21 protein-coding genes are annotated in these 22,317 nt (G+C 48.8%); 9 read left to right on the top strand and 12 right to left on the bottom strand.

Annotated elements, in window-relative coordinates; genetic code table 11:
• The first annotated feature begins 25 nt into the window (after nt 1-25).
• Together hemF and E2566_RS04120 are read left to right on the top strand one after the other, a co-directional pair.
• Nucleotides 26-958 carry an oxygen-dependent coproporphyrinogen oxidase gene (hemF, locus tag E2566_RS04125; RefSeq protein WP_107170339.1) on the top strand — a complete coding sequence of 311 codons (933 nt, stop codon included), beginning with the start codon at nt 26-28 and terminating at the stop codon, nt 956-958.
• Between the two features lie 3 nt (nt 959-961).
• The gene (locus tag E2566_RS04120; protein ID WP_107170340.1) at nt 962-1,414 is read left to right on the top strand and encodes a YaiI/YqxD family protein; all 453 of its coding nucleotides are present in this window, start codon (nt 962-964) and stop codon (nt 1,412-1,414) included.
• A gap of 78 nt (nt 1,415-1,492) precedes the next feature.
• Here E2566_RS04120 and mtr read toward each other — a convergent pair whose 3' ends face one another.
• Together mtr and maeB are read right to left on the bottom strand one after the other, a co-directional pair.
• Complete coding sequence (gene mtr / locus E2566_RS04115; protein WP_107170341.1) at nt 1,493-2,767, bottom strand: tryptophan permease; 1,275 nt, start codon at nt 2,765-2,767, stop codon at nt 1,493-1,495.
• Nucleotides 2,768-3,201: 434 nt separating this feature from the next.
• Nucleotides 3,202-5,481: an NADP-dependent oxaloacetate-decarboxylating malate dehydrogenase gene (gene maeB, locus E2566_RS04110; protein WP_107170343.1), complete on the bottom strand. Its 2,280-nt coding sequence runs from the start codon at nt 5,479-5,481 to the stop codon at nt 3,202-3,204.
• Nucleotides 5,482-6,102: 621 nt separating this feature from the next.
• On the opposite strand from maeB, the gene E2566_RS04105 reads away from it, so the two are divergent.
• Nucleotides 6,103-7,134 carry a LacI family DNA-binding transcriptional regulator gene (locus tag E2566_RS04105; RefSeq protein WP_107170345.1) on the top strand — a complete coding sequence of 344 codons (1,032 nt, stop codon included), beginning with the start codon at nt 6,103-6,105 and terminating at the stop codon, nt 7,132-7,134.
• A gap of 61 nt (nt 7,135-7,195) precedes the next feature.
• On the opposite strand, the gene E2566_RS04100 is transcribed toward E2566_RS04105, so the two are convergent.
• From E2566_RS04100 to nudK, 6 genes are all read right to left on the bottom strand, one after another.
• Complete coding sequence (locus tag E2566_RS04100; protein ID WP_107170346.1) at nt 7,196-8,719, bottom strand: glycosyl hydrolase 53 family protein; 1,524 nt, start codon at nt 8,717-8,719, stop codon at nt 7,196-7,198.
• 224 nt (nt 8,720-8,943) lie between these two features.
• A complete protein-coding gene (locus E2566_RS04095; protein WP_107170347.1) occupies nt 8,944-10,029 on the bottom strand; it encodes an ABC transporter ATP-binding protein in 1,086 nt (361 codons plus the stop codon).
• Nucleotides 10,030-10,065: 36 nt separating this feature from the next.
• Nucleotides 10,066-10,878, bottom strand: a complete 813-nt coding sequence (locus tag E2566_RS04090; protein WP_107170348.1) for a carbohydrate ABC transporter permease — start codon at nt 10,876-10,878, stop codon at nt 10,066-10,068.
• 1 nt (nt 10,879) lies between these two features.
• Complete coding sequence (locus tag E2566_RS04085; protein ID WP_107170349.1) at nt 10,880-11,761, bottom strand: carbohydrate ABC transporter permease; 882 nt, start codon at nt 11,759-11,761, stop codon at nt 10,880-10,882.
• A 63-nt stretch (nt 11,762-11,824) separates the two neighbouring features.
• A complete protein-coding gene (locus E2566_RS04080) occupies nt 11,825-13,090 on the bottom strand; it encodes an ABC transporter substrate-binding protein (protein ID WP_107170350.1) in 1,266 nt (421 codons plus the stop codon).
• A 392-nt stretch (nt 13,091-13,482) separates the two neighbouring features.
• On the bottom strand, nt 13,483-14,064 hold the full coding sequence (gene nudK / locus E2566_RS04075; RefSeq protein ID WP_107170351.1) for a GDP-mannose pyrophosphatase NudK: 582 nt from the start codon (nt 14,062-14,064) through the stop codon (nt 13,483-13,485).
• Between the two features lie 180 nt (nt 14,065-14,244).
• On the opposite strand from nudK, the gene E2566_RS04070 reads away from it, so the two are divergent.
• A complete protein-coding gene (locus E2566_RS04070) occupies nt 14,245-14,475 on the top strand; it encodes a 2-hydroxymuconate tautomerase family protein (RefSeq protein WP_107170352.1) in 231 nt (76 codons plus the stop codon).
• Between the two features lie 146 nt (nt 14,476-14,621).
• On the top strand, nt 14,622-15,287 hold the full coding sequence (locus tag E2566_RS04065) for a hypothetical protein (protein WP_107170353.1): 666 nt from the start codon (nt 14,622-14,624) through the stop codon (nt 15,285-15,287).
• A gap of 110 nt (nt 15,288-15,397) precedes the next feature.
• Here the strand turns inward: E2566_RS04065 and E2566_RS04060 are convergent, their stop codons facing one another.
• Entirely contained in the window at nt 15,398-16,636 is a 1,239-nt protein-coding gene (locus tag E2566_RS04060; protein WP_107170354.1) for an Nramp family divalent metal transporter, read from the bottom strand.
• 242 nt (nt 16,637-16,878) lie between these two features.
• Nucleotides 16,879-17,466 carry a nucleotide exchange factor GrpE gene (grpE, locus tag E2566_RS04055; protein ID WP_107170355.1) on the bottom strand — a complete coding sequence of 196 codons (588 nt, stop codon included), beginning with the start codon at nt 17,464-17,466 and terminating at the stop codon, nt 16,879-16,881.
• A 148-nt stretch (nt 17,467-17,614) separates the two neighbouring features.
• Here grpE and nadK point away from each other — a divergent pair, with 148 nt between their 5' ends.
• From nadK to bamE, 3 genes are all read left to right on the top strand, one after another.
• Entirely contained in the window at nt 17,615-18,493 is an 879-nt protein-coding gene (gene nadK, locus E2566_RS04050) for an NAD(+) kinase (RefSeq protein WP_107170356.1), read from the top strand.
• Nucleotides 18,494-18,574: 81 nt separating this feature from the next.
• Nucleotides 18,575-20,236: a DNA repair protein RecN gene (gene recN / locus E2566_RS04045; protein ID WP_107170357.1), complete on the top strand. Its 1,662-nt coding sequence runs from the start codon at nt 18,575-18,577 to the stop codon at nt 20,234-20,236.
• A 152-nt stretch (nt 20,237-20,388) separates the two neighbouring features.
• Nucleotides 20,389-20,724, top strand: a complete 336-nt coding sequence (gene bamE, locus E2566_RS04040) for an outer membrane protein assembly factor BamE (RefSeq protein ID WP_107170358.1) — start codon at nt 20,389-20,391, stop codon at nt 20,722-20,724.
• 235 nt (nt 20,725-20,959) lie between these two features.
• On the opposite strand, the gene E2566_RS04035 is transcribed toward bamE, so the two are convergent.
• Together E2566_RS04035 and E2566_RS04030 are read right to left on the bottom strand one after the other, a co-directional pair.
• Entirely contained in the window at nt 20,960-21,241 is a 282-nt protein-coding gene (locus E2566_RS04035) for an RnfH family protein (RefSeq protein WP_207189301.1), read from the bottom strand.
• Nucleotides 21,231-21,677, bottom strand: coding sequence for a type II toxin-antitoxin system RatA family toxin (locus E2566_RS04030; RefSeq protein WP_107170359.1), 447 nt, complete (start codon nt 21,675-21,677; stop codon nt 21,231-21,233). The genes E2566_RS04035 and E2566_RS04030 overlap by 11 nt, the downstream gene beginning before the upstream one ends.
• Before the next feature lie 155 nt (nt 21,678-21,832).
• Between E2566_RS04030 and smpB the strand changes: the two genes are divergently transcribed.
• Nucleotides 21,833-22,315 carry an SsrA-binding protein SmpB gene (gene smpB / locus E2566_RS04025; RefSeq protein WP_010282425.1) on the top strand — a complete coding sequence of 161 codons (483 nt, stop codon included), beginning with the start codon at nt 21,833-21,835 and terminating at the stop codon, nt 22,313-22,315.
• The last annotated feature ends 2 nt before the right edge of the window (nt 22,316-22,317 follow it).

Here is a 22,317-nt window from a genome sequence, read left to right as displayed (position 1 = left end):
TCGCGATGGAAACGAGATATCCACTATGTCTGACATCAACGCAGTAAAACATTTTTTACTTAGCTTACAGAAAGATATCTGTCAGCAGCTTGCGGCGATCGATGGCGGAGCCGATTTCGCCGAGGACGAATGGCAACGTGCAGAAGGCGGCGGCGGATGTAGCCGCGTGCTGTCGGGCGGACGCCTATTTGAACGCGCTGGCGTAAATTTTTCCCACGTGACTGGCACGTCGTTGCCACCGTCGGCCAGCACGCATCGCCCTGAACTGGCGGGTCGTAGCTTTCAGGCGATGGGCGTGTCGCTGGTGATTCATCCGCTAAGCCCTTACATTCCCACCAGCCACGCCAATGTACGCCTGTTCGTCGCCGAGAAACCGGGAGAAGAGCCAGTTTGGTGGTTTGGCGGCGGGTTCGATCTCACCCCCTATTATGGTTTTAAAGAAGATGCCGTGCACTGGCACCAGACCGCTCACGACCTGTGCCAGCCGTTCGGTGATGATGTCTATCCGCGCTACAAAAAGTGGTGCGACGATTATTTCTTCCTCAAGCATCGTAACGAAGCGCGTGGCATCGGCGGGCTATTTTTTGACGATCTGAACGAGCCGGACTTTGCCACCAGCTTTGCTTTCATTCGCGCTGTCGGTAATGGATTTCTCGATGGCTACCTGCCCATCGTCGAGCGGCGTAAGGATCTGGCGTGGGGAGAACGCGAGCGTGAATTTCAGCTCTACCGTCGTGGCCGCTATGTGGAATTCAACCTGATTTGGGATCGCGGTACGCTGTTTGGCCTGCAAAGCGGCGGACGCACTGAGTCCATTTTGATGTCGATGCCGCCGTTAGCACGCTGGGAGTACCAGCATCAACCGGAACCCGATAGCCCGGAAGCCCTGCTGTATCAAGATTTCTTGCCCGTTAGAGACTGGCTGGCAGAAAGCAACACGCACAACAAGGAAACATAAGTCATGCAGATTTGGGTCGATGCCGACGCCTGCCCTAACGTCATCAAAGAAGTGCTCTTTCGCGCGGCGGATCGCACACAAATGCAGGTCACGTTGGTCGCTAATCAGACCATAAAAGTGCCGCCATCGCGCTTTATTCGTACGCTGCGCGTTTCCGCAGGCTTTGACGTCGCCGACAATGAAATTGTGCGCCGCGTTGAAGCGGGCGATCTGGTGATCACCGCCGATATTCCACTAGCATCGGAAGTGATAGAAAAAGGGGGCATCGCGTTGAACCCGCGCGGTGAGCGCTATACGCCAGATACGATTCGGGAACGCCTGAACATGCGGGATTTTATGGACACCATGCGCGCCAGCGGGATACAGACCGGTGGCCCCAGCGCCTTAAACCAGCGCGATCGTCAGCAATTTGCGAATGAACTGGACAAGTGGTTACAGCAGGTGCGGAAATCATAGCTATCTGAGAGTCGTTATCTGGCGCGAACCATCCCGCCTCTTCTGCTTGAGCAGGCAAGGCGGGTAAACACACATGGCTTAGCGATAAACCGGTAGCAGATCGAGGCTGGAAAGAATATGTATCAGCGCGGTGCCGATGCCAAATAATAGCACCAGCGCGATCGTCGCATTGCCGCCCCGCACGCGGTACAGCGGACTACCGAAACGACGACGCGAGGCAAGCGCCAGCAGCGCAGGCGTAATCACCGCCCATACGGTAGCTGCCAGCCCGGCAAACCCAATGGCGTAAATAAAGCCGTTCGGATATACCAACCCGCCAATAATAGGCGGTAGAAAGGTCACCAAGGCCGTTTTGGCTCTTCCCGTTCGGCTATCGTCAAATTTCAGCAAATCGGCCAGATAATCAAACAGCCCCAGCGTCACCCCAAGAAACGAACAGGCAACAGCAAAATTGGAAAAGACGGTGAGCAGCACATCCAGATAAGGGCTGTTCAACACCCCGCCTAGCGTCTGCACCAGAACGTCAATATTACCGCCCCGCTCCGCAATCCCGATAAAATCAGGACGGGCAATATTTCCCATCGTACCAATCAGCCAGATGGCATACATCACCAGCGCCAGCACGCTGCCAATAAACAGGCAACGCTTGATTACCAGTGGCTTGTGACCGTAATGTTTCACCAAACTGGGAACGTTGCCGTGAAAACCAAAAGAGGCCAGACAAAATGGTAACGTCATCAGCACATAGGGAAGATAGCTGGGGGCTTCTTCCGCAACATTGAGTAAAACCACAGGCTTGACGTTCCACAGCAGGCTACCGAACGTCATGAAAAAGGTCAGCACCTTCGCCGCCAAAAAAAATGCGGTCATGCGGCTCACCGCCGACGTACTCCACCAAACGGTAAACGCGACAAACAGCGCAAACAGGCAGCCGCCAAGGCGGGCGGAGAAGTCGAACGACATCTCAGCAAGCGTGTGATGGATAATGGAACCACTCGCCGAGATATAGGCGTAGGTCAGGATATAAAGGACAAAGGCAATTGATATGCCGTTAATGACATTCCAGCGCTTACCCAGCAGATCTTTGGTCAGCGTATCAAAGCTGGCACCGCTCTGATAATTCAGGTTCGCTTCCAGTATCATTAACCCCGAGTGATACATGCAAAACCAGGTAAACACCAACACGGCAAATGACCAGAAAAACCAAGCGCCCGACATCACTACTGGCAGGGAAAACATCCCCGCGCCGATAATCGTCCCTGCAATAATCATCGACCCGCCAAATAGCGAAGGAAGACGCTTTTCTGTACCGTTTTTTTCTACTGTATTTTCTTTCACTGCGCCTGTTGCCATAACCGATATTCGCTCGTTGGTTTTTATCGAATCTGAGGAAAATGCTCCCGATAGACGAGGCGGGATCATGGCATAAAACCAAAATTATTCCATTGATTTAACTTATGCCTCGGTATGGAAAATCCATGTTTTGCTAAAAATGGCGTGTTATGTTGTAAGAGATTAAGGGAAACGCAATATTAGGATGATGGACTTATGCTGAAGGCAGTGAAATCTGTTTTATTCGATATTCTTTCGATGATACTGACATTTATTCTCTGTGTTTTTTCTACTGTTATCGTCGTCTCTCTATTCCCAGATAGCCTGCTATTCCCCGCCGGCGTTTTTGGCCTCATCGGCTCATATTGGCTAGGCGACCATCTGGTCGATAAACTGCGGTAAATAAAAAACCCAGCCAACAATCGACTGGGTTTGTCTGTATTACTGGAAATAATTTACAGCGGTTGAGTTTGCGCTTCCACCACGGCCAGCGCCACCATGTTCACGATCCGACGTACCGAGGCAATTGGCGTCAGGATGTGTACCGGCTTCGAGATCCCCATCAGTACCGGCCCTACCGTCACGCCTTCTGAAGACGATACGCGCAGTAGGTTATAGCTGATACGCGCAGATTCCATGTTAGGCATGATCAGGATGTTAGCCGAACCTTTCAGCGGGCTGTCCGGCATCTGCTCGCGGCGGATCGCTTCCACCAACGCGGCGTCACCGTGCATCTCGCCGTCAATCTCCAGCTCCGGTGCCAGCTTGTTGACCAGCGCCAGCGTTGCCCGCATCTTCTGCGCCGTCGGAGAATCCGAGGTGCCGAAGCTAGAGTGCGACAACAGCGCGACTTTTGGTTCAATACCGAAACGACGTACGCTTTCTGCCGCCATCAGCGTGATTTCCGCCAGCTGTTCCGGCGTAGGATCTGCGTTGACGTAGGTATCGGCGATAAAGGTATTGCCGCTCGGCAGCATCAGCGCGTTCATCGCCCCTGCCGCATGTACGCCTTCACGATAGCCGAACACTTTCTCGACGACATCGAAGTGCTCTTCATACGTGCCGATCGTGCCACAAATCAGCGCATCGGCCTCGCCACGGTGAACCATGATCGACCCAATCAGCGTCGGGTTGCCGATCACCGCACGCTGCGCTTTTTCCTGCGACACGCCACGACGTTTCATGAGTTCGAAATACTCGCTCCAGTAAGCTTTGAAGCGCGGATCGGATTCGTTATTGACCACTTCGAAATCTTTACCGATGGTCAGTTGCAGCCCCAGTTTTTGCAGACGCATTTCAATCACGCTCGGACGACCAATCAAAATCGGGAACGCCAGCCCCAGCGTGACCAATTCCTGCGTAGCGTGCAGCACGCGAGCATCTTCACCTTCGGCGAATACGACCCGTTTCGGCTGCTGACGCGCCTGTGCGAAGATCGGCTTCATGAACAGGTTGGTTTTGTAGACGAACTGGGTCAGTTTTTCGATATAGGCATCGAAATCTGCGATCGGGCGCGTGGCTACGCCAGAATCCATTGCCGCTTTCGCCACTGCCGGTGCAATCTTGATGATCAGACGCGGATCGAACGGTTTCGGAATCAGATAATCCGGGCCGAATGACAGCTCCTGATCGCCATAGGCGGAGGCCACCACTTCACTCTGCTCCGCCAGCGCCAGATCGGCAATCGCGTGTACGCAGGCCAGCTTCATCTCTTCATTAATGGTGGTTGCGCCAACATCCAATGCGCCGCGGAAGATGAACGGGAAGCACAGCACGTTGTTCACCTGATTCGGGTAATCTGAACGACCGGTACAGATTATCGCATCCGGGCGCACTTCTTTCGCCAGCGGCGGCAGAATCTCCGGTTCTGGGTTTGCCAGCGCCATGATCAGCGGACGTGGTGCCATGGTTTTCACCATATCTGGCGTCAGTACGCCAGGGCCGGAACAGCCAAGGAAGATATCCGCGTCAGGGATCACATCAGCCAGCTTGCGTGCGCCATTATCTTCAATCGCGTAAGCGGCCTTGGTTTCTTCCATATTTTCGTCACGACCGTGGAAAATCACACCGCGCGAATCACATACCACAATGTTGTGCTTCTGAAGACCCAGCGCCACCAGCAGGTTCAGACAGGCGATAGACGCCGCGCCCGCACCGGACACCACCAAACGTACATCGGAAATTTCCTTTTCTACTACGCGCAAGCCATTCAGAACGGCGGCGGTACAGATGATTGCCGTGCCGTGCTGATCGTCGTGGAAAACGGGAATTTTCATGCGCTCGCGCAGTTTCTTCTCAATGTAGAAGCACTCCGGTGCTTTGATGTCTTCCAGATTGATACCGCCGAACGTCGGCTCCAGCGCAGCAATCACATCGATCAGCTTGTCTGGGTCTAACTCGTCGACTTCGATATCGAAAACATCAATGCCGGAGAATTTTTTAAACAGAACGCCTTTGCCTTCCATCACCGGTTTGCCGGCCAGCGCGCCGATATTGCCGAGGCCCAGCACGGCCGTCCCGTTAGAGATCACCGCGACCAGATTACCGCGTGCGGTATATTTGTAGGCAGCCAGCGGATCTGCCGCAATTTCCAGACAGGGTGCCGCCACACCGGGAGAATATGCCAGTGCCAGATCGCGCTGCGTCGCCAGCGGTTTAGTCGGGGAAACCTGAATTTTGCCGGGGATCGGATACTGGTGGAAATCAAGGGCGCTTTGCTTTAGCTGTTCATCCATTTTATGTACCTTTTCGGTTTTGTTGTGTCTGTAGGGTAAAGAGTACCCAGTATATACCCGTCATACTTCAAGCTGCATGTACGTTGGCTTCCCTTACTCACCTCAGTCACTTACCAGTGTAAGCTCCTGAGGATTCGCGCGGTTGCCGCCTTCCTGCAACTCGAATTATTTAGGGTATGTGTTTGCCAATGGCGAAACTACCGAGGATGGCAAAAACTGCGGGGGAATGTTGGTTAATATAGTTATTTTACTTGACGGTTTTTCGTTCAGAAACCAGATGAGCTACAGCGAAAAATCGCGCGGTGCAGGCGCGGTTGACGCGTATCCCCTGAAGTAAAACTGCGATATCCCGCCAAAAAGGATCGCAAACGGCGATACTGTTTGTGATCCACATAGATTAATTCACCTGAGTACATTGCATAACTCCGGCGACGCATGCTGATCTTGCGGCGCAACACGACACGTTGCGCCATCCGCTTACGCTTTGAGTTCAACGACAGCCATACCATACAGGCAGAAGTGACTACTGAAGATTTCATCGCGTTTTGGGTTGCTGAGCATGTTAAATCGATAAGCTATTCGTTAATATCAGCCTTATAGAAAAATTATGGAAAATTTTTTGTGGCAACAATTGCAGATATCGCTCAAAAAGCTGGAGTAGCAGCATCAACCGTTTCTCGCGTGCTTAATAACGATCCCACCTTGTCCGTAACCAAAGAAAAGCGTCAACTCATCAAGAAAATTGCCTATGAGTTGGCATATTTATCGCCCACACAACGTAAACAGCAGAAAAAAAGGTTAGAGAACTCGCTTGTGGTTCGATCTCATTTCAAAATGGATAATGACAACGTATTAAATCTCGCCGTCGTCCACTTTCTTACCCCCTCAGAAGAACTTAATGACCCTTATTTCACCGCAATGCGTATTGGTATTGAAAACCGCTGCCACCATTTTAATATTTCGTTGCGCAACCTATTCACCACAAATTTATCATCCAATAGTCAGACTTTAGCGCAAGCGCAGGCGATCATTTGCGTAGGTCACTTTAGCGATAACGATATCGCCTTAATCTATTCATTAAATAAGAATTTAATTTTTATAGATTCTGCTCCTCTCGATAAACAATGCGATGCCGTGCTTTTTGATCGGGAAGCAGCTGCACGCGAAGTCTTACATTATATTGTTAATAGCGGTGCCCAACGCCCCGCCTTTATAGGGAACAATGAGAGCCGACTGCATGTATTCCAAGAGATAACCCAAAAATATGGTATCTACCACGAATCGCGATGCAAGGTCAGTCAGTTATTCTGTATTGAGTCCGGCTATCAGGCGATGAATGAGTTGCTGCAACAAAAAGAGTGGCCTGATGTCGTGTTTGCGGCGACAGACATTATCGCTATTGGCGTGTACCGGGCGATTCAAGAGAAAGGTATTGCCATTCCTAAGCAAATAAAAGTGATTGGGATGAATGACATCCCCACAGCACAGCATCTCAATCCCAGTTTGACCACAATGCGGCTCTACCCCACTGAAATGGGCGAAGCCGCCGTCGATCTGTTTTTAGAGTTGGTGGCAGGACGCTATTATAAAAAACACGTACAGATTGGTTATGAGATGGTTTGGCGCGAAAGCTTCACACTCAACCCGATGTAACCGTACCCGTATTATGCTTCTATTTATTACCTTTATGAATAAGCTACGTGGCCAGAGAGCATCAATTAGCGGTAATTTTCCACAGCTGATTCCATCCCCCGTTATCATGCCATTGAATACCGGATGCACCGTTCTCTGTTGAACGGCTGTTAACATCCAAAAGCTTCCCACTGTTCCTATTCATGATTTTATAATAGCCATCGCCAGCATCTAAAATCAGCCATTGCTGGCTAAAATGGCCGGTGTTATACATTTGGAGAATTTGCGCACCATCCTCATTGGCACTGAAATTAACATCAATGTACTTTCCGCTATTCACATTCACCAGATTGAAATAACCATTGCCAATCGCATTAAAATAAAAACGCTGGCTGTCCCAGTTGCCGTCACTGTATTGTTCAACCCATGCGCCATCTTCACGCGAACCGCTCACAACATTAAGCGATTTACCACTATGTCGATTAGCGATCTTATAACGGGTTCCGTTGATGAAATTGATTTGTGATTCGGCAAACGCGTCCAGTGCTCGGGTAAATTGCAATACATTGTTTGAAACGCGCGTCGTCGCCCCTAATGCGTAGCCATCCGGCAACACGCTGGCATTCCCCGCAGGTTCCCAATAAAAAACCCCAATCCCTTTATTTCCCGGCACCGCTTTAACAAGATTAATCGTATCCTTAATCGTCCAGTAACTATCTGTCGGGTTAGTTTCCAAACCGCCGACTTCAACGACCATGACTTCTTTACCATACCGGCTCGCCATATCATTGAGATTGCTCGCCAGAGCGCCAGTAAGCTCCCAATAATTTTTCCCCTCCCAATAGGGGTAGAATGAAAAACCAATCACATCGGTTTTCCCACCGTGCGTGGTGAGGAAATTGTCAAAAAACCAGCGAGAGTTGGAATTATTATCTCCATGCGCCAAATGGCTGATCACCTTAGAGGAAGGGCTGACTGATTTAACCGCATCATAGCCCGCATTCAGTAGCTGAGTTAAATTGGCAAACCGACTGGTGCTGCCTTCCGGTAATAAAATTCCTGGATTCATTTCGTTGCCGACCTGCACCCATTCAGGCGTCACGCCCGCGGATATCAACGCAGCCATCACCTCATGAGTGTGATTATAAACGGCCGTCGTTAATTGGCTCAGATTGTAGTTCTTCCACGCGGCTGGTTTGATTTGATGACCAGGATCTGCGAAAACATCGCTGTAATGAAAATCGACCATGACGCGCATTCCCATCGCTTTGGCACGCTGCGCGGCATCCACCACGCGGGTTTTATCCGTATAGCCAAGCATCGTCCAGGTCGTATTATCTTTATGCCATAACGCGCTGGGATCGGGATTAACAAAAATACGCAACCGCACGGCGTTTATGCCGTGATCGCGCAATATCTGTAAGACATCACGCTGAGTTCCAGCATCGTCACGCCAGGTAACCCCTCGATCTTCCAATTGCTTTACCCAACCAATATCTGCACCATAAGCAAACGGCTGTGCCGCTTTAGCCAGATTGGTCGCCATGAACCCTATAAATAGCATTAACAATACAGGGATCATTCCTGAATAATTATTCTTTTTCATTCATTTCTCCTTGAGATAACACTCTTAAATGGTATTGATTACATAAACATCCGGTACAGAAAAAATAGCGTTCGATATTTATAAAAAATAAATTTCACATAACAAACCAAACAGCCAATGTTAATATCATTGGCTGCTTAGTTAATTCCCTGATCTTTTCCCACGAATTCAATATTACGTTTTCGATGAAGTTAACCTCACCATTACAGGCATCTATTATTTAATTAATTAATTCGCTTTCCGCTCTCATCAAAAAAATGCAGATTTTCACTACGACAGGTAAGCGGGATCGTTGAATAAGGCGCAATACTGTTGTCACCCGATAAATGCACCTTAAAATGATTCACACCAGAGTAAGCACCAAAAATATACGTAGCATTACCCAACCTTTCAGTGACCTCATTATTGATAGACAAGCTGACATCACCACCATTCGGGTCAATACTCAGATGCTCAGGGCGAATACCCACGGTGATTTTCTGATCGACACGCAATCCGTGGTTAGCAAGATTAACGGAAAGCGTATTGAGTTTATTGATCAAAATACTCACGCAATTCCCTTCAATCTGTATCACTTCACCGGGTAGAAAATTCATATTCGGTGAACCGATAAAACCAGCGACAAAAATATTCTCTGGCTTATGGTATAGCTCCATCGGTGTGCCAACCTGCTCAATATATCCTTTGTTCAGCACCACGATTTTATCCGCCAACGTCATCGCTTCCACTTGATCATGCGTCACATATACCATCGTGTTACGCATTTCCTGATGAAGCCGGGCAATCTGCAAACGCATTTCCACGCGTAATTCGGCATCAAGGTTTGATAACGGCTCATCGAATAAGAACACTTTAGGATCGCGTACAATGGCCCGCCCGATCGCAACGCGCTGACGCTGGCCGCCAGACAGTTGCTTCGGTGTACGATCTAACAAGGCTTCGAGCTGAAGCGTCATCGCCGCCTTTCGCACCATTTTTTCGACTTCGGCTTTAGGGTGCCCATTCATTCTTAACCCAAATCCCATATTTTCAGCCACTGTCATATGTGGATACAGCGCATAGGATTGGAAAACCATCGCAATTCCTCGCTCCGCGGGATCAAAATGGTTAACCAGACGGTTATCAATATGAATTTCACCCTCCGTGATCTCTTCCAGTCCAGCGATCATTCTCAGCAACGTCGACTTACCACATCCCGATGGGCCAACGAATACCACAAACTCACCAGAATTAATTTCAAGATTGATACGATGGATCGTTTCCGTCTTATCGTAACGTTTCACTATATTTTTTAGTAAAATATCAGCCATGTGAACCTCAAACGTTAATTTGCCATTGAGAGCGAATTACTTTACCGCTCCCGTCATGCTGGCGATAAATTGCTTCTGCATGGCAAAGAAGATAAGTAAACTGGGAAGTGTAGAAATCACTGTTCCAACCATAATAAGTCCGAAATCTGGAGAATAAGCGGAAGCAAAACTCGATAGCACCAGATTAATCGTTTTTAATTCGTTAGATTGAAGGACAATAAGCGGCCAGAGAAAGGCATTCCATGACGTCATGAACACAATAATAAAAGCAGCAGAATAACTGGCACGCATAATCGGCACGTAGACATACAAGAAAATTTTCCACTCAGCAACGCTTTCCACACGCGCCGCATCGATCAGTTCTCTCGGAAATGTTTTAGTACACTGTCTAAAGTAGAAAATAATAAATGCCCCGGCCACGGTCGGCATGATCACGGCAAAATGCGTATCGAGTAACCCAGCCTGACCAAACATGGTGAAGAGCGGAATCATTAATGCCGCAAACGGAATCATCATCGTCGTTAATAGCGCCACATAGACACGCTCACGATTCTTACTGGCATAAATTTCAAACGCATAGCCTGCGATAGAGCACACGACAAGTGTTGATACCGTACTAATCAACGCAATTTTTGATGTGTTCCAGAATACCAGCCCCAGATCCACCTGGCTCGTCAGATTGGTAAAGTTGACCAGCAATTGATCGCCAAACGTGAATTTCCCCATGTTAATTTGACTGGTGCTATTGGTACTCGATACCACCATCCAATAGAAAGGGAAAAGCGAAAAAATGCTCATCAACACGAGAAAAATATGCATGAGTATACTGTTAACTTTACTTTTTCTCATATCATCCCTTCCGCGCAGCTTTAAACTGAATCAGTGCCAGCACTGCTGAAAAAACAACAATGACGTATGAAACCGTTGCAGCATAGCCAAAGTTAGGCACAAATTTGAATGACAGGTTATAGATATACAGCGATAACGTCAGCGTCGCATTTGCCGGACCACCATTCGTGATATTCATCGCTTCATCAAACAACTGTAATGTACCAATAGTTGATGTCACACTGGTAAAAAGAATAACCGGTTTCAGTAAAGGTATCGTAATGAAGAAAAATTGCTTAATGGGGCTAACACCATCAACCCGGGCGGCCTCATAAATCGACTTATCAATATTCTGCATAGCGGAAAGATAAAATATCATGTTATATCCCGTCCAACGCCATGTAATGGCAATAATGATAGTCACTTTCGCCCAGAAGGGATCGGATAGCCACGGAATCGGATCGTCAATGACATGAATAAACAATAAAAATGAGTTAATCACGCCATCCAGTTCAAACATACTCTTAAAAAGAATTGAGTAGGCAACCAATGATGTTACACAAGGTAAAAAGATCGCGATTCTAAACCACTGTCGATATTTCAGCTGAGACGAATTTAAACAAGAAGAAATAGCTAATGATAATAAAATCATAATCGGAACTTGGATGACCAAAAAAACTAACGTATTCCAAAGTGCCGTTTTGAACATAGGATCATTGAATAAACGAAAGATATTTCCCAGGCCAACAAATTGTGTCACTACACCACGGCCAGACTGAAACGATAGCCAAAGTGACTTGAATATAGGGTATATCGTCATTAAGGCAATTAACCCAACGGCGGTAGCAACAAAAAACCAGCCGTTGATGTTATAAAGCCTATTCATTTTAGGTTTATACATCATTATTACACCATCGATTTCTGGAGAGAAATGCTTGAGGGCTTACCACCCCCAAGCTCACACTCGCTACTGCATAATCTGGTTTTTTAATGTCGTTTCGGCACGTTTTAAAACGTTATCAACAGAATCACCTTTTAGTAATGCAGGTATTTCCGCGGCAATTGCGTTATCAACTTCCTGGGTATACATGCCGTAGGAAACTTGTGGGATTTCAGTCACCCATTTAGAAAAATCAGCGAACACGGGTTGCCCACCAAAGAACGGATCGTTTACTGCGTAAGCAGGGCCGGAAGTGGCAGGAAGGAAGGTTGCGAGCGCACCACGATCGACCAAAAGGGTTTGATACATACTGCTATCCGCCGCGAAGGTTTTCTGCAAAAATTCAATCGCCTGTTTAGTATTCTTCCCACCCTTTAAGACATACCAGCTCGAGCCCCCCTGATTGGAGGCATGTACCGCGTTGTCGAGGTTCAACCGTGGAATAGGCGCAACACGCCATTTCCCTTTCTGATCTTCAGCACTTTTAATTGAACCAATCACCCATACCCCAGAAACCACACTCGCTGATTTCCCGGCATTAAAACTCCCCACAAAACTAGACCAACCAGAAATAGGACGTGCTATTTTGGCGTCATTAATTGCTTTAATTGTTTTCAATGTTTCTTTCAGTGCATTGTTTTTAGTGAGATTGAGCTGCCCTTGATTATCAAAGAACCATTCTCCACCGGACTGCATCATAATATGAGGAAGAACCACATCGTTCATATCGTAGGTCAGCATATCAACACCGGTTTTCGCTTTTACCTGCTTGCCGATCTCAATATATTTATCCCAAGTGATATTCACCATATCACTTTCTTTATAGCCGGCAGCTTCCAGATAATCGAGTCGATAGAACATTCCGGCCACGCCAGAATCAAAAGGAACACCGTATACCTTATTCCCTACCGTCATCACTTTAGTTTTATAAGGTGCAAATTTACTATAATCGATAGAATCTTGTAATGGGATAAACGAGTCAGGATAAGCCTGAAGATATTTCTGAGCATTATAATCTTCAATAAGTACAATATCAGGAAGCGCGTTTTTAACCCCAGAAGCCAGCATGGTATTTAATTTCTGCTCAATATCTTCTTTGCCTGAGTCGATCACCTTCAGACTAAAACTTGGATCGGACTTTTTATATACCGACGATGCCTCATGCATTGCCGCGACATTGAAGTTAGGGTCCCAGGCCCACACGCTGACTTCAGCAGCCAGGCTTTGACTCGATAAACTCAGCGTGAGGAATGAAACTGCAAATAGGGCAGGTACTTTATTCTTGATCTTCATCAGAGCAGTCCTTCTTTACTTTTTGTAAAGAGAGGATATGAGTTACTGCATAATGAAGCAACGAGTTACACCGCTTACATTCTTTCATCCGGTGATACGGGTCACACAACAGGGAGAAAAATGACTAAATATTCGATCTAAATACAAAAAATTTAGGAAAAATTTCCTCCCATAAATCCCATGCCAGTCGATAATCTTGATTAAAATAAAAACAACAAAAACCACAATCAATTGAAAATAAAGCAAAAAACAACAATACAAAAACAAATAAAAAGATTATTCAGCTCATATTAACCATAATCACCCCTTCACCGTGGAATTACGCAAAAATGAAAGCGTTACCACAGAAAATCAAGCGGCACATGGGGATACCCGTGTGCCGCAAAACATGCCTATGCCTTGGCAAACCAGCCGCGAATGATCGCGTGCTGTAGCAGCATGATGGTCTTGCCGTCTTTAATCCGGCCATCGTTCATCATCGCGACGGCTTCGCTGAACGGCAGTTCCAGTACCTCAATATCTTCATCTTCCACGCCACCGCCCGCATTATCCCGCAGCGATTCATCGTATTCGGCAGCGAAAAAGTACACGCGCTCCGTCACGCTGCCCGGCGACATATAGGCATAGAACAGTTTCTCAACATTGCCGATCGCATAGCCCGTTTCTTCTATCGCCTCGTTACGAATGCACTCTTCGGGCGAATGATCGTCGAGCAAACCCGCGCAAGTTTCCAACAGCATGCCGCTTTCGTTGCCGTTAACGAAGGTGGGAATACGGAATTGTCGTGTCAGAATTACCGTGCCTTTCTCACGGTTGTACAACAGAATCGTCGCCCCATCCCCCCGGTCGTAAACCTCACGGACCTGGCGAACCACACCGCCATTATTTCTTTTTAAATCAAATGTATATTTATTCAGAATATACCAGTTATCGGATAGCAGCTTCTTTTCGACGATATCAATAGGAGACGACATGCAAACACCTCGGTGATCGATGGTTGGAAAGGCTTATTCATTTACAACAACGTTAATCCATCATATCCCCTTTTATTTGATGAGAAAACGGGCAGGATAACGGCACATTCCTGTTATGGTTCGTCGTATGATAGACCTCTCTACCTTATCGCTGACCACTACAATCGCTCTGGAGAACCCATGCCATACGTCAATATCAAAATCACCAATGAAGGCGTCACCGCTGAACAAAAACGTCAGCTGATTGAGGGCGTAACACAGTTGCTGGTCGATGTGCTTGATAAAAACCCAAAAACAACCGTAGTCGTCATTGATGAAGTCGAAACAGACAATTGGGGGATCGGCGGCGTGCAAGTAACAGAATTGAGAAAAGCGCCAGAGAAACCCTCTGCACCGCCTGATGCAGATTAAGGATGCTCACCCGCGATACATCCCCTTTCGCGGGGCGCTGCTGATGTACGAGGCTGATACTGATATGCTGGTATCCGTCTTTGCCGAGTATGAACGGGAATACCTGCATTTTCTCTGAGAGTCCACCGCTTAAGGGATCAAGAAATATGGATATTGAACAGTTAGCCGAGGCGCTGTACGAGGATTTAAACGGCTATATTTCCAGCGTACAACACACCAGCACGAATACGCTAACGATCCACTTCTGTTGCGATAACTGGCGCTATGACGAGCAACACAATCACTCCGTCTACTGCGAACCGCATGAGTCTTATCTGCGTCACTTTATGATTTGCTGCTATGACGTTGTCGAACATGATATCCAGCCCACCAGCTCAGGCGAAATAACATTTACCGATCGCCATCCGCTATTGTGGGACTACAACGCACAGAAAGGTGGCCTGTACTATTCCACCGCAGCGACGGCATCAAGCTATGAACTACTCGGGCGTATCTGGGTGGCTCACAAGCATCTTCTCGGCGACTGGCGGCCAATGAGCCGTTACATCAATACGTATCGACACCAAGGCGAGCCGATATTCGGCAATGATGGCAACGGGTTACTCGCTAACGGACCTAAACCTTTATTAGAAGCTTATCAACACGCGTTATCCAGCGTGCTTAAAACCCGATTCGTTCCGTCAGTTGAAATGAAAGGGAGCGTTAAAGCGTTGCTCTTTGATTCTGGCTTTGTCATCTGCAAACGTGTGGAACTGCAAGAAATCTTCCCCGACACTGAAATATCAGCAGACCAAGAAAACATCGACTACTGAATGCTCATGAGACGATGATGAATGAACGAGTTGAGCCTAACTATAACGATCTGGTTAGTGACGCTTATTTTATGGGGCAATTCTATTTTAGCGGTAAGATCGCCCCCAATTTATATCCCCAGTATGGTATCAATCAGTAAATACATATTCAGGGAAACGACCAGCACGACAATGAGTTGTCCGATGCGCTGTACCCATTTGCCGTTAACCATCGAGCCCATCAGTTCACGGTTACCAGTGAAAGACAATAACGGAACCAGTGCCAGAGCAATCCCGAAGCTCAGTATCACCTGACTCAGCACCAGCACCCGCGTCGGGTCCATACCGGACAGGATCACGATAAATGACGGCAGCATTGTGACAGTACGGCGAACCCAGAGCGGAATATGGAAACGCACGAATCCCTGCATCACCACCTGCCCTGCCAACGTACCAACGACGGTAGAGGAAAGACCCGCGGCCACCAAACTTAAGCCAAAAATGACTGCGGCAGCTTTTCCTAACAGCGGCTCAAGCGTGAGATAGGCTTTATCCAGATCGGCAATATCCTGGTTGCCGCTAAAATGGAACGCTGCGGCTGCTGTTGCCATCATCGCCAGATTGACGAATCCCGCTATCGTCATCGCAATCGCGACATCGACTTTCGTTGCCGAATAGCGTTCGGCACGGGTATGGTTTCCCTCATGTTGCGTCAGCGAAGAGTGCAGGTAAATCACATGCGGCATAATGGTCGCCCCTAACACACCCGCCGCTAGCAGCACGGCATCGGAGGTCGGTAGACTAGGAATTGCCATGCCTTTGGCTAACGCGGACAGCTCAGGCTGAGAAAATACCAGCTCGACAATATACGCCGCTGCCACAAACAGCAGCAGCCCGCCGATGACCATTTCTAACGGTTTCTGCCCACGCTGTTGCAGCATGAGAATCAGGAAAGTAGCGATAGCGGTGAGGATAGCACCTTCCAGCAGTGACACGCCCAGCAACAATTTGAAGCCAATCGCCGCCCCGATAAACTCGGCCAAATCGGTCGCCATCGCAATAATTTCGGCCTGCACCCAGTAAGCCCAAACGGCCGGGCGCGGGAAACGATCGCGGATATGCTCCGCCAGATTCTTACCCGTTGCGATCCCCAATTTGGCGGACAACAACTGGATCAGCATCGCCATCAGGTTAGCCCACACCACCACCCACAGCAGCGTGTAACCATAGGCCGAACCTGACTGGATGTTTGTGGCAAAGTTACCGGGATCGATATAACCAATTGCCGCGATAAACGCCGGGCCCATCAGCGAAAGTTTGACCTTCCTTGATGTACGGCTTGTGGACTCAATAGCACGACTACCCGGCATAGTATGACCCTTCTAACACTGTTGTTTTATTACTCTCACAAAAACGATAATGATTATCAAGTGCATTTAGAGTGGTAATACCAATTCTTTTGATAGTTAACGATGATGAGTCATTCAAAAGCTAAAAAACATCTTTTTTATCAAACAAATCTTAACAAGATATAAACAAAAAACCCCATGCGGTAGGCACGGGGTTTGGGATGAAGATACATTTTAAATAGCGTGCGTAAAAGCAGAAAATATTAGTCTTGTGCTTTTGAAACCGCAACCATCGCCGGGCGCAGCAAACGCCCGTTCAGCGTGTAGCCTTTTTGCATAACCATCATGACATGGTTCGGCTGGTGATCGGCCGAAGGTAGCATGGTCATCGCCTGATGCACTTCTGGATTAAACGGCACACCCACATCACCCACAACCTCGATGCCAAACTTATGCACGGCATCCAGCAACGATTTCAGCGTCAGTTCGACACCTTCAATCATCGCAGCCAATGATTCGTTGGCTTTGTCCGCCGTATCCAGCGCACGTTCCAGATTATCGATGACTGGCAGCATTTCATTGGCAAATTTCTCTACCGCAAATTTATGCGCCTTCTCGATATCCATTTCCGCACGGCGGCGAACGTTATCGGCTTCAGCACGAACGCGAAGCATATTGTCACGTTCGCGCTGTTGCAGTTCACTAAACTGGGCTTCCAGCTCGGCGATGCGCGCATCACGCGGGTCAGCTACGTCTGCCGTCTCTGGTGCGGCATCCGCTTGCTGCCCTTTTGCTGCTTCCTTTTGATCCAGGACTTGCTCGTCAGGCGTTTTCTGTTCTTTACTACTCATGAAATTCTCCGCGGTTTAGCATTAATCTCGCTAGTTGCTTATTATGGGGATCAAAATCGGGGATTCAAGGGAACCTGTCATATATTGGTTCCCAACGCTGCCGATACACCACGCTGAGGACAAAACAGCAATGAACACACCGCTTACAATGAACAGGCCGTTTAATTGTATTGGCATTGTCGGCCACCCGCGCCACCCAACGGCGTTGGCAACGCATGAGATGCTCTATCATTGGCTCACCGAAAAAGGTTACTCCGTTCTGATCGAACAGCAGATTGCGCGGGAACTTAACCTCAAAAACGCACCGACAGCTAGCCTTGCCGACATCGGTCAGCAGGCGGATCTGGCAGTGGTGGTCGGCGGTGATGGCAACATGCTGGGCGCCGCACGCGTGCTGTCGCGCTATGACATCAAGGTGATCGGTGTGAACCGTGGCAACCTCGGCTTTTTAACCGATCTCGATCCCGATCATGCCCAGCAGCAACTTTCTGACGTGCTCGACGGCCATTACCTGAGCGAACAGCGTTTCATGCTGGAAGCGCACGTTTGCCGCGCAAACCAGCCCGACAGCATCAGCACCGCCATTAATGAAGTCGTACTTCACCCAGGGAAAGTCGCACACATGATTGAATTTGAAGTCTATATTGACGACAAATTCGCTTTCTCTCAGCGTTCAGACGGCCTGATTATCGCCACGCCAACCGGCTCAACCGCCTACTCCCTTTCCGCTGGTGGCCCGATCTTAACGCCATCTTTGGAAGCCATTGCGCTGGTGCCAATGTTCCCGCACACCTTGTCTGCCCGCCCGCTGGTCATCAACAGTAGCAGTACAATTCGGCTGAAATTTTCTTGCATCACTAACGATCTGGAAATCAGCTGCGACAGCCAGATTGCGCTACCGGTGCAAGAAGGCGAAGAGGTACTGATTCGCCGCAGCGAACATCACCTGAATTTGATTCATCCAGAAAACTATAGTTATTTCAATACACTAAGTTCAAAACTTGGCTGGTCAAAAAAATTATTCTAAGATTCCACCAATCTACTTTACTGTATATAAAACCAGTTTATACTGTATGTAATCACATGTAATTACATACAGAGGTTTATCATGCTGGCGCAACTCACTATCAGTAACTTCGCCATCGTGCGCGAATTAGAGATCGATTTTCAATCAGGAATGAGCGTCATCACCGGGGAAACTGGTGCGGGGAAATCGATTGCGATTGATGCCCTCGGCTTATGTCTGGGAAATCGTTCTGACGCCAGCATGGTCAGGCCGGGATCTGCCCGAGCCGACATCTGCGCCCGTTTTGCGCTCGCAGATACCCCAACGGCACGTCAGTGGCTGGAAGAAAACCAGTTGGATGACAGTAACGAGTGCCTGCTACGTCGCGTCATTAGTGCCGATGGCCGCTCACGCGGCTTTATTAACGGCACCGCCGTACCGCTGTCTCAATTGCGTGAACTTGGCCAGCACCTGATTCAGGTACACGGCCAGCATGCTCATCAGCTCCTGCTGCGTCCCGACCATCAAAAACACCTGCTGGATGCTTATGCCGATGAACCGAAATTGCTTGTTGCCATGCAACAAGTTTGGCATCAGTGGCACCAAAGCTGCCGCGCGCTGGCGCAGTTGCAACAAGCGGCTATTGAACGCGAAGCCCGCCGGGAACTGCTGCAATATCAATTGAAGGAGCTGAATGAATTCGCACCACAGCCTAGTGAATACGAACAGATCGATGTTGAGTACAAGCGTCTGGCAAATAGCGGTCAGTTGTTGACGATGAGCCAACAGGCCATGCAGTTGCTGAGCGAAGACGAAGAGCAGAATATAATCAGTATGCTGCACAGCGTAAAACATCAGCTTGGCGAACTCATCGGTATGGATGACAAGCTATCCGGCGTGCTATCCATGCTCGAAGAAGCTGGCATTCAGCTTAGCGAAGCCAGCGATGAACTGCGCCACTACAGCGAACAAATGGACCTCGATCCAATTCGACTGTATGAGCTAGAACAACGCCTGTCGCGCCAGCTCACTCTGGCACGCAAACATCATGTTGCTCCAGAGGCGCTCCCCGCGTTCCATCAGCAGTTGCTGGAAGAACAGCAACAGTTGGAACAGCAGGAAAGCGACCATGACTCGCTCAGCGCCTCCGTGGGTGAATATCACCAGCAGGCATTGCATCTGGCACAACAGCTTCACGTGCGTCGTCAGCACCACGCGAGTGAACTGGCACAGCTCATCACTGCCAATATGCGTGAACTGGCAATGCCGCACGGCCACTTCACCATTGATGTGAAATTTACGCCAGACAGCCTGACGGCCACCGGTGCTGACAATATCGAATTCCGCGTTACCACCAACCCAGGTCAACCGCATCAGACGCTAGCGAAAGTAGCATCGGGCGGCGAGCTGTCGCGTATCGCACTGATTATTCAGGTCATTACCGCGCAGAAAATGGATACGCCAGCAATGATCTTCGATGAAGTCGATGTGGGTATTAGCGGACCAACCGCCGCCATCGTCGGCAGAATGCTACGCCAGCTCGGTGAATCCACGCAGGTTATGTGCGTGACACACTTGCCTCAGGTCGCAGGCTGCGGTCATCAGCATTTCTTCGTAAGCAAACAAACAGACGGCGCAGAAACGGAAACCCTGATGCAGCCGTTGGATAAACGTGCTCGGTTACAAGAATTGGCTCGTCTCCTGGGCGGCAGCGCCGTGACCAAAAACACGCTGGCGAATGCCAAAGAATTGCTGGCAGCCTAAAATCTGCTGCCGACGGGGCAAGAAAGGTGCATCACAGGTAAAAAAGCTCAACTTTTTTACCTTCCTGAGGTCATACAATCGCCTTGTAGGTTTCCAAGTCCTGCAAGGTCTATTATCATCGGCAACCTATGCCCTTAAGGAATGTAATCACTATGCGCTGTAAAACGCTGACTGTCGTCGCCGCGGTGGTTGTTATGCTGACTGCCGGTTGTTCCACACTGGAAAAAGTGGTCTATCGGCCGGACATCAATCAGGGAAACTATCTGGCACCGGCTGACGTTGCAAAAATTCACACCGGCATGACCAAACAACAGGTCGCTTATACGCTGGGTACTCCCATGATGCAGGACCCGTTTGGCAGCGATACCTGGTTTTACGTCTTCCGCCAACAGCCAGGTCATGAATCGGTAAAACAGCAAACGCTGACCCTCACCTTCAGCGGCGCTGGTGTGCTGACCAACATCAACAACAAGCCCGCACTGGATTAGTACTTTCCACGCTGCTTAGTTGAATCAGGATGAACGATCTTGGCAGCCAATGCGTTGCGACGAAGCCCACAATGGGCAGACTCTTAGGGAAATCGGCGCACACGCGGTTTGATGTCTGGTATGGCAGGAATAACAGCAGGCAAATCTGAAGCCTTCAGGTTTGCCTGTGTTTTTTGTAAGGACATATCGGTCAGGGCAATCGGTGGAAACATCCTATGTCGTTTAACGACATAACTCAGGATTTACTCTTAGAACGCTCCGCCCGCTGGCGGCGTAGTTCTTTCGGATCGGCAATCAGAGGACGATAAATCTCTACGCGGTCACCATCCTGCACCACATCAGCCAGTTTCGCTGCACGGCTGTAAATACCAACTTTATTCACCTGCAAATCGATATCATGGCGCAGTTCCAACAGTCCCGATGCGACAATAGCCTGCTCAACCGTGCTGCCCTCTTCCAGCTTCACCGTGCGTAGATACTGACGTTCTGGCAACGCGTACACCACATCAACCTGCATTGCGGACACGGTAGACCTCTTTTGCTCGCTGCGTGAAAGCTTGCACCATATTTCCTGCCAGCTCCTTGAATACTTTGCCAAAAGCGAGTTCAATCAAGGCATTGGTGAATTCAAATTCCAGGTGCAGTTCGACTTTGCAGGCATCGGCGCTCAACGGCGTAAAATGCCAATCGCCCCCCAACTGACGAAATGGGCCATCGACCAATTGCATATTGATATTCTGGTTGTGCGTCAGCGTATTACGTGTAGTAAATGTCTTGCTGATACCAGCTTTGGAAACGTCGACTGCGGCAGTCATTTCCCTTTCTGACGAAGAGAGCACGCGGCTCCCCGTACAACCCGGTAAAAACGCGGGATAGGAAGCGACATCATTCACCAGCTTGTACATCTGTTCAGCACTGAACGGCACCAGTGCGGAGCGACTTATCTTTGGCATACTATTTTCCGAAATTCATAAAACGCGCAAAATAATAGCACTGATAGGCCGACAGACAAAAATTCTGCGAAGCTTATCGCACGATATCATTAACCACGACACGGACGCACTGCGGGGATTTCATTCCCAATGACATCCAGTATAATGACGGCACTATGACAAAGAAAAAAGCATACAAACCCGGTTCCGCCACCATTGCGCAAAACAAGCGCGCCCGTCACGAATACTTCATTGAGGAAGAATTTGAGGCTGGCCTTGCGCTGCAAGGATGGGAAGTCAAATCACTGCGCGCAGGCAAAGCAAACCTCAGCGACAGCTATGTCACCTTCATGAACGGTGAGGCTTACCTGTTTGGCGCAACGATCACGCCACTGAATGTGGCTTCATCGCACGTCGTTTGCGATCCTATTCGCACGCGTAAACTCTTACTCAACAAACGCGAACTAGATTCTCTGTTTGGCCGAGTTAGTCGCGATGGCTACACGGTCGTCGCGCTGTCCATGTATTGGAAAAATGCCTGGAGCAAAGTCAAAATCGGCGTGGCGAAAGGTAAAAAAGATCACGACAAGCGTGATGACATTAAAGAACGTGAATGGAAGTTAGACAAAGCCCGTATCATGAAGAACGCCAATCGTTAAGT

The organism is Pectobacterium punjabense (assembly GCF_012427845.1).
GTDB classification, from domain to species: domain Bacteria; phylum Pseudomonadota; class Gammaproteobacteria; order Enterobacterales; family Enterobacteriaceae; genus Pectobacterium; species Pectobacterium punjabense.
The sequence above is the reverse complement of the archived record's forward strand: the minus strand, read 5'-3'. Positions and strand labels throughout refer to the sequence as shown.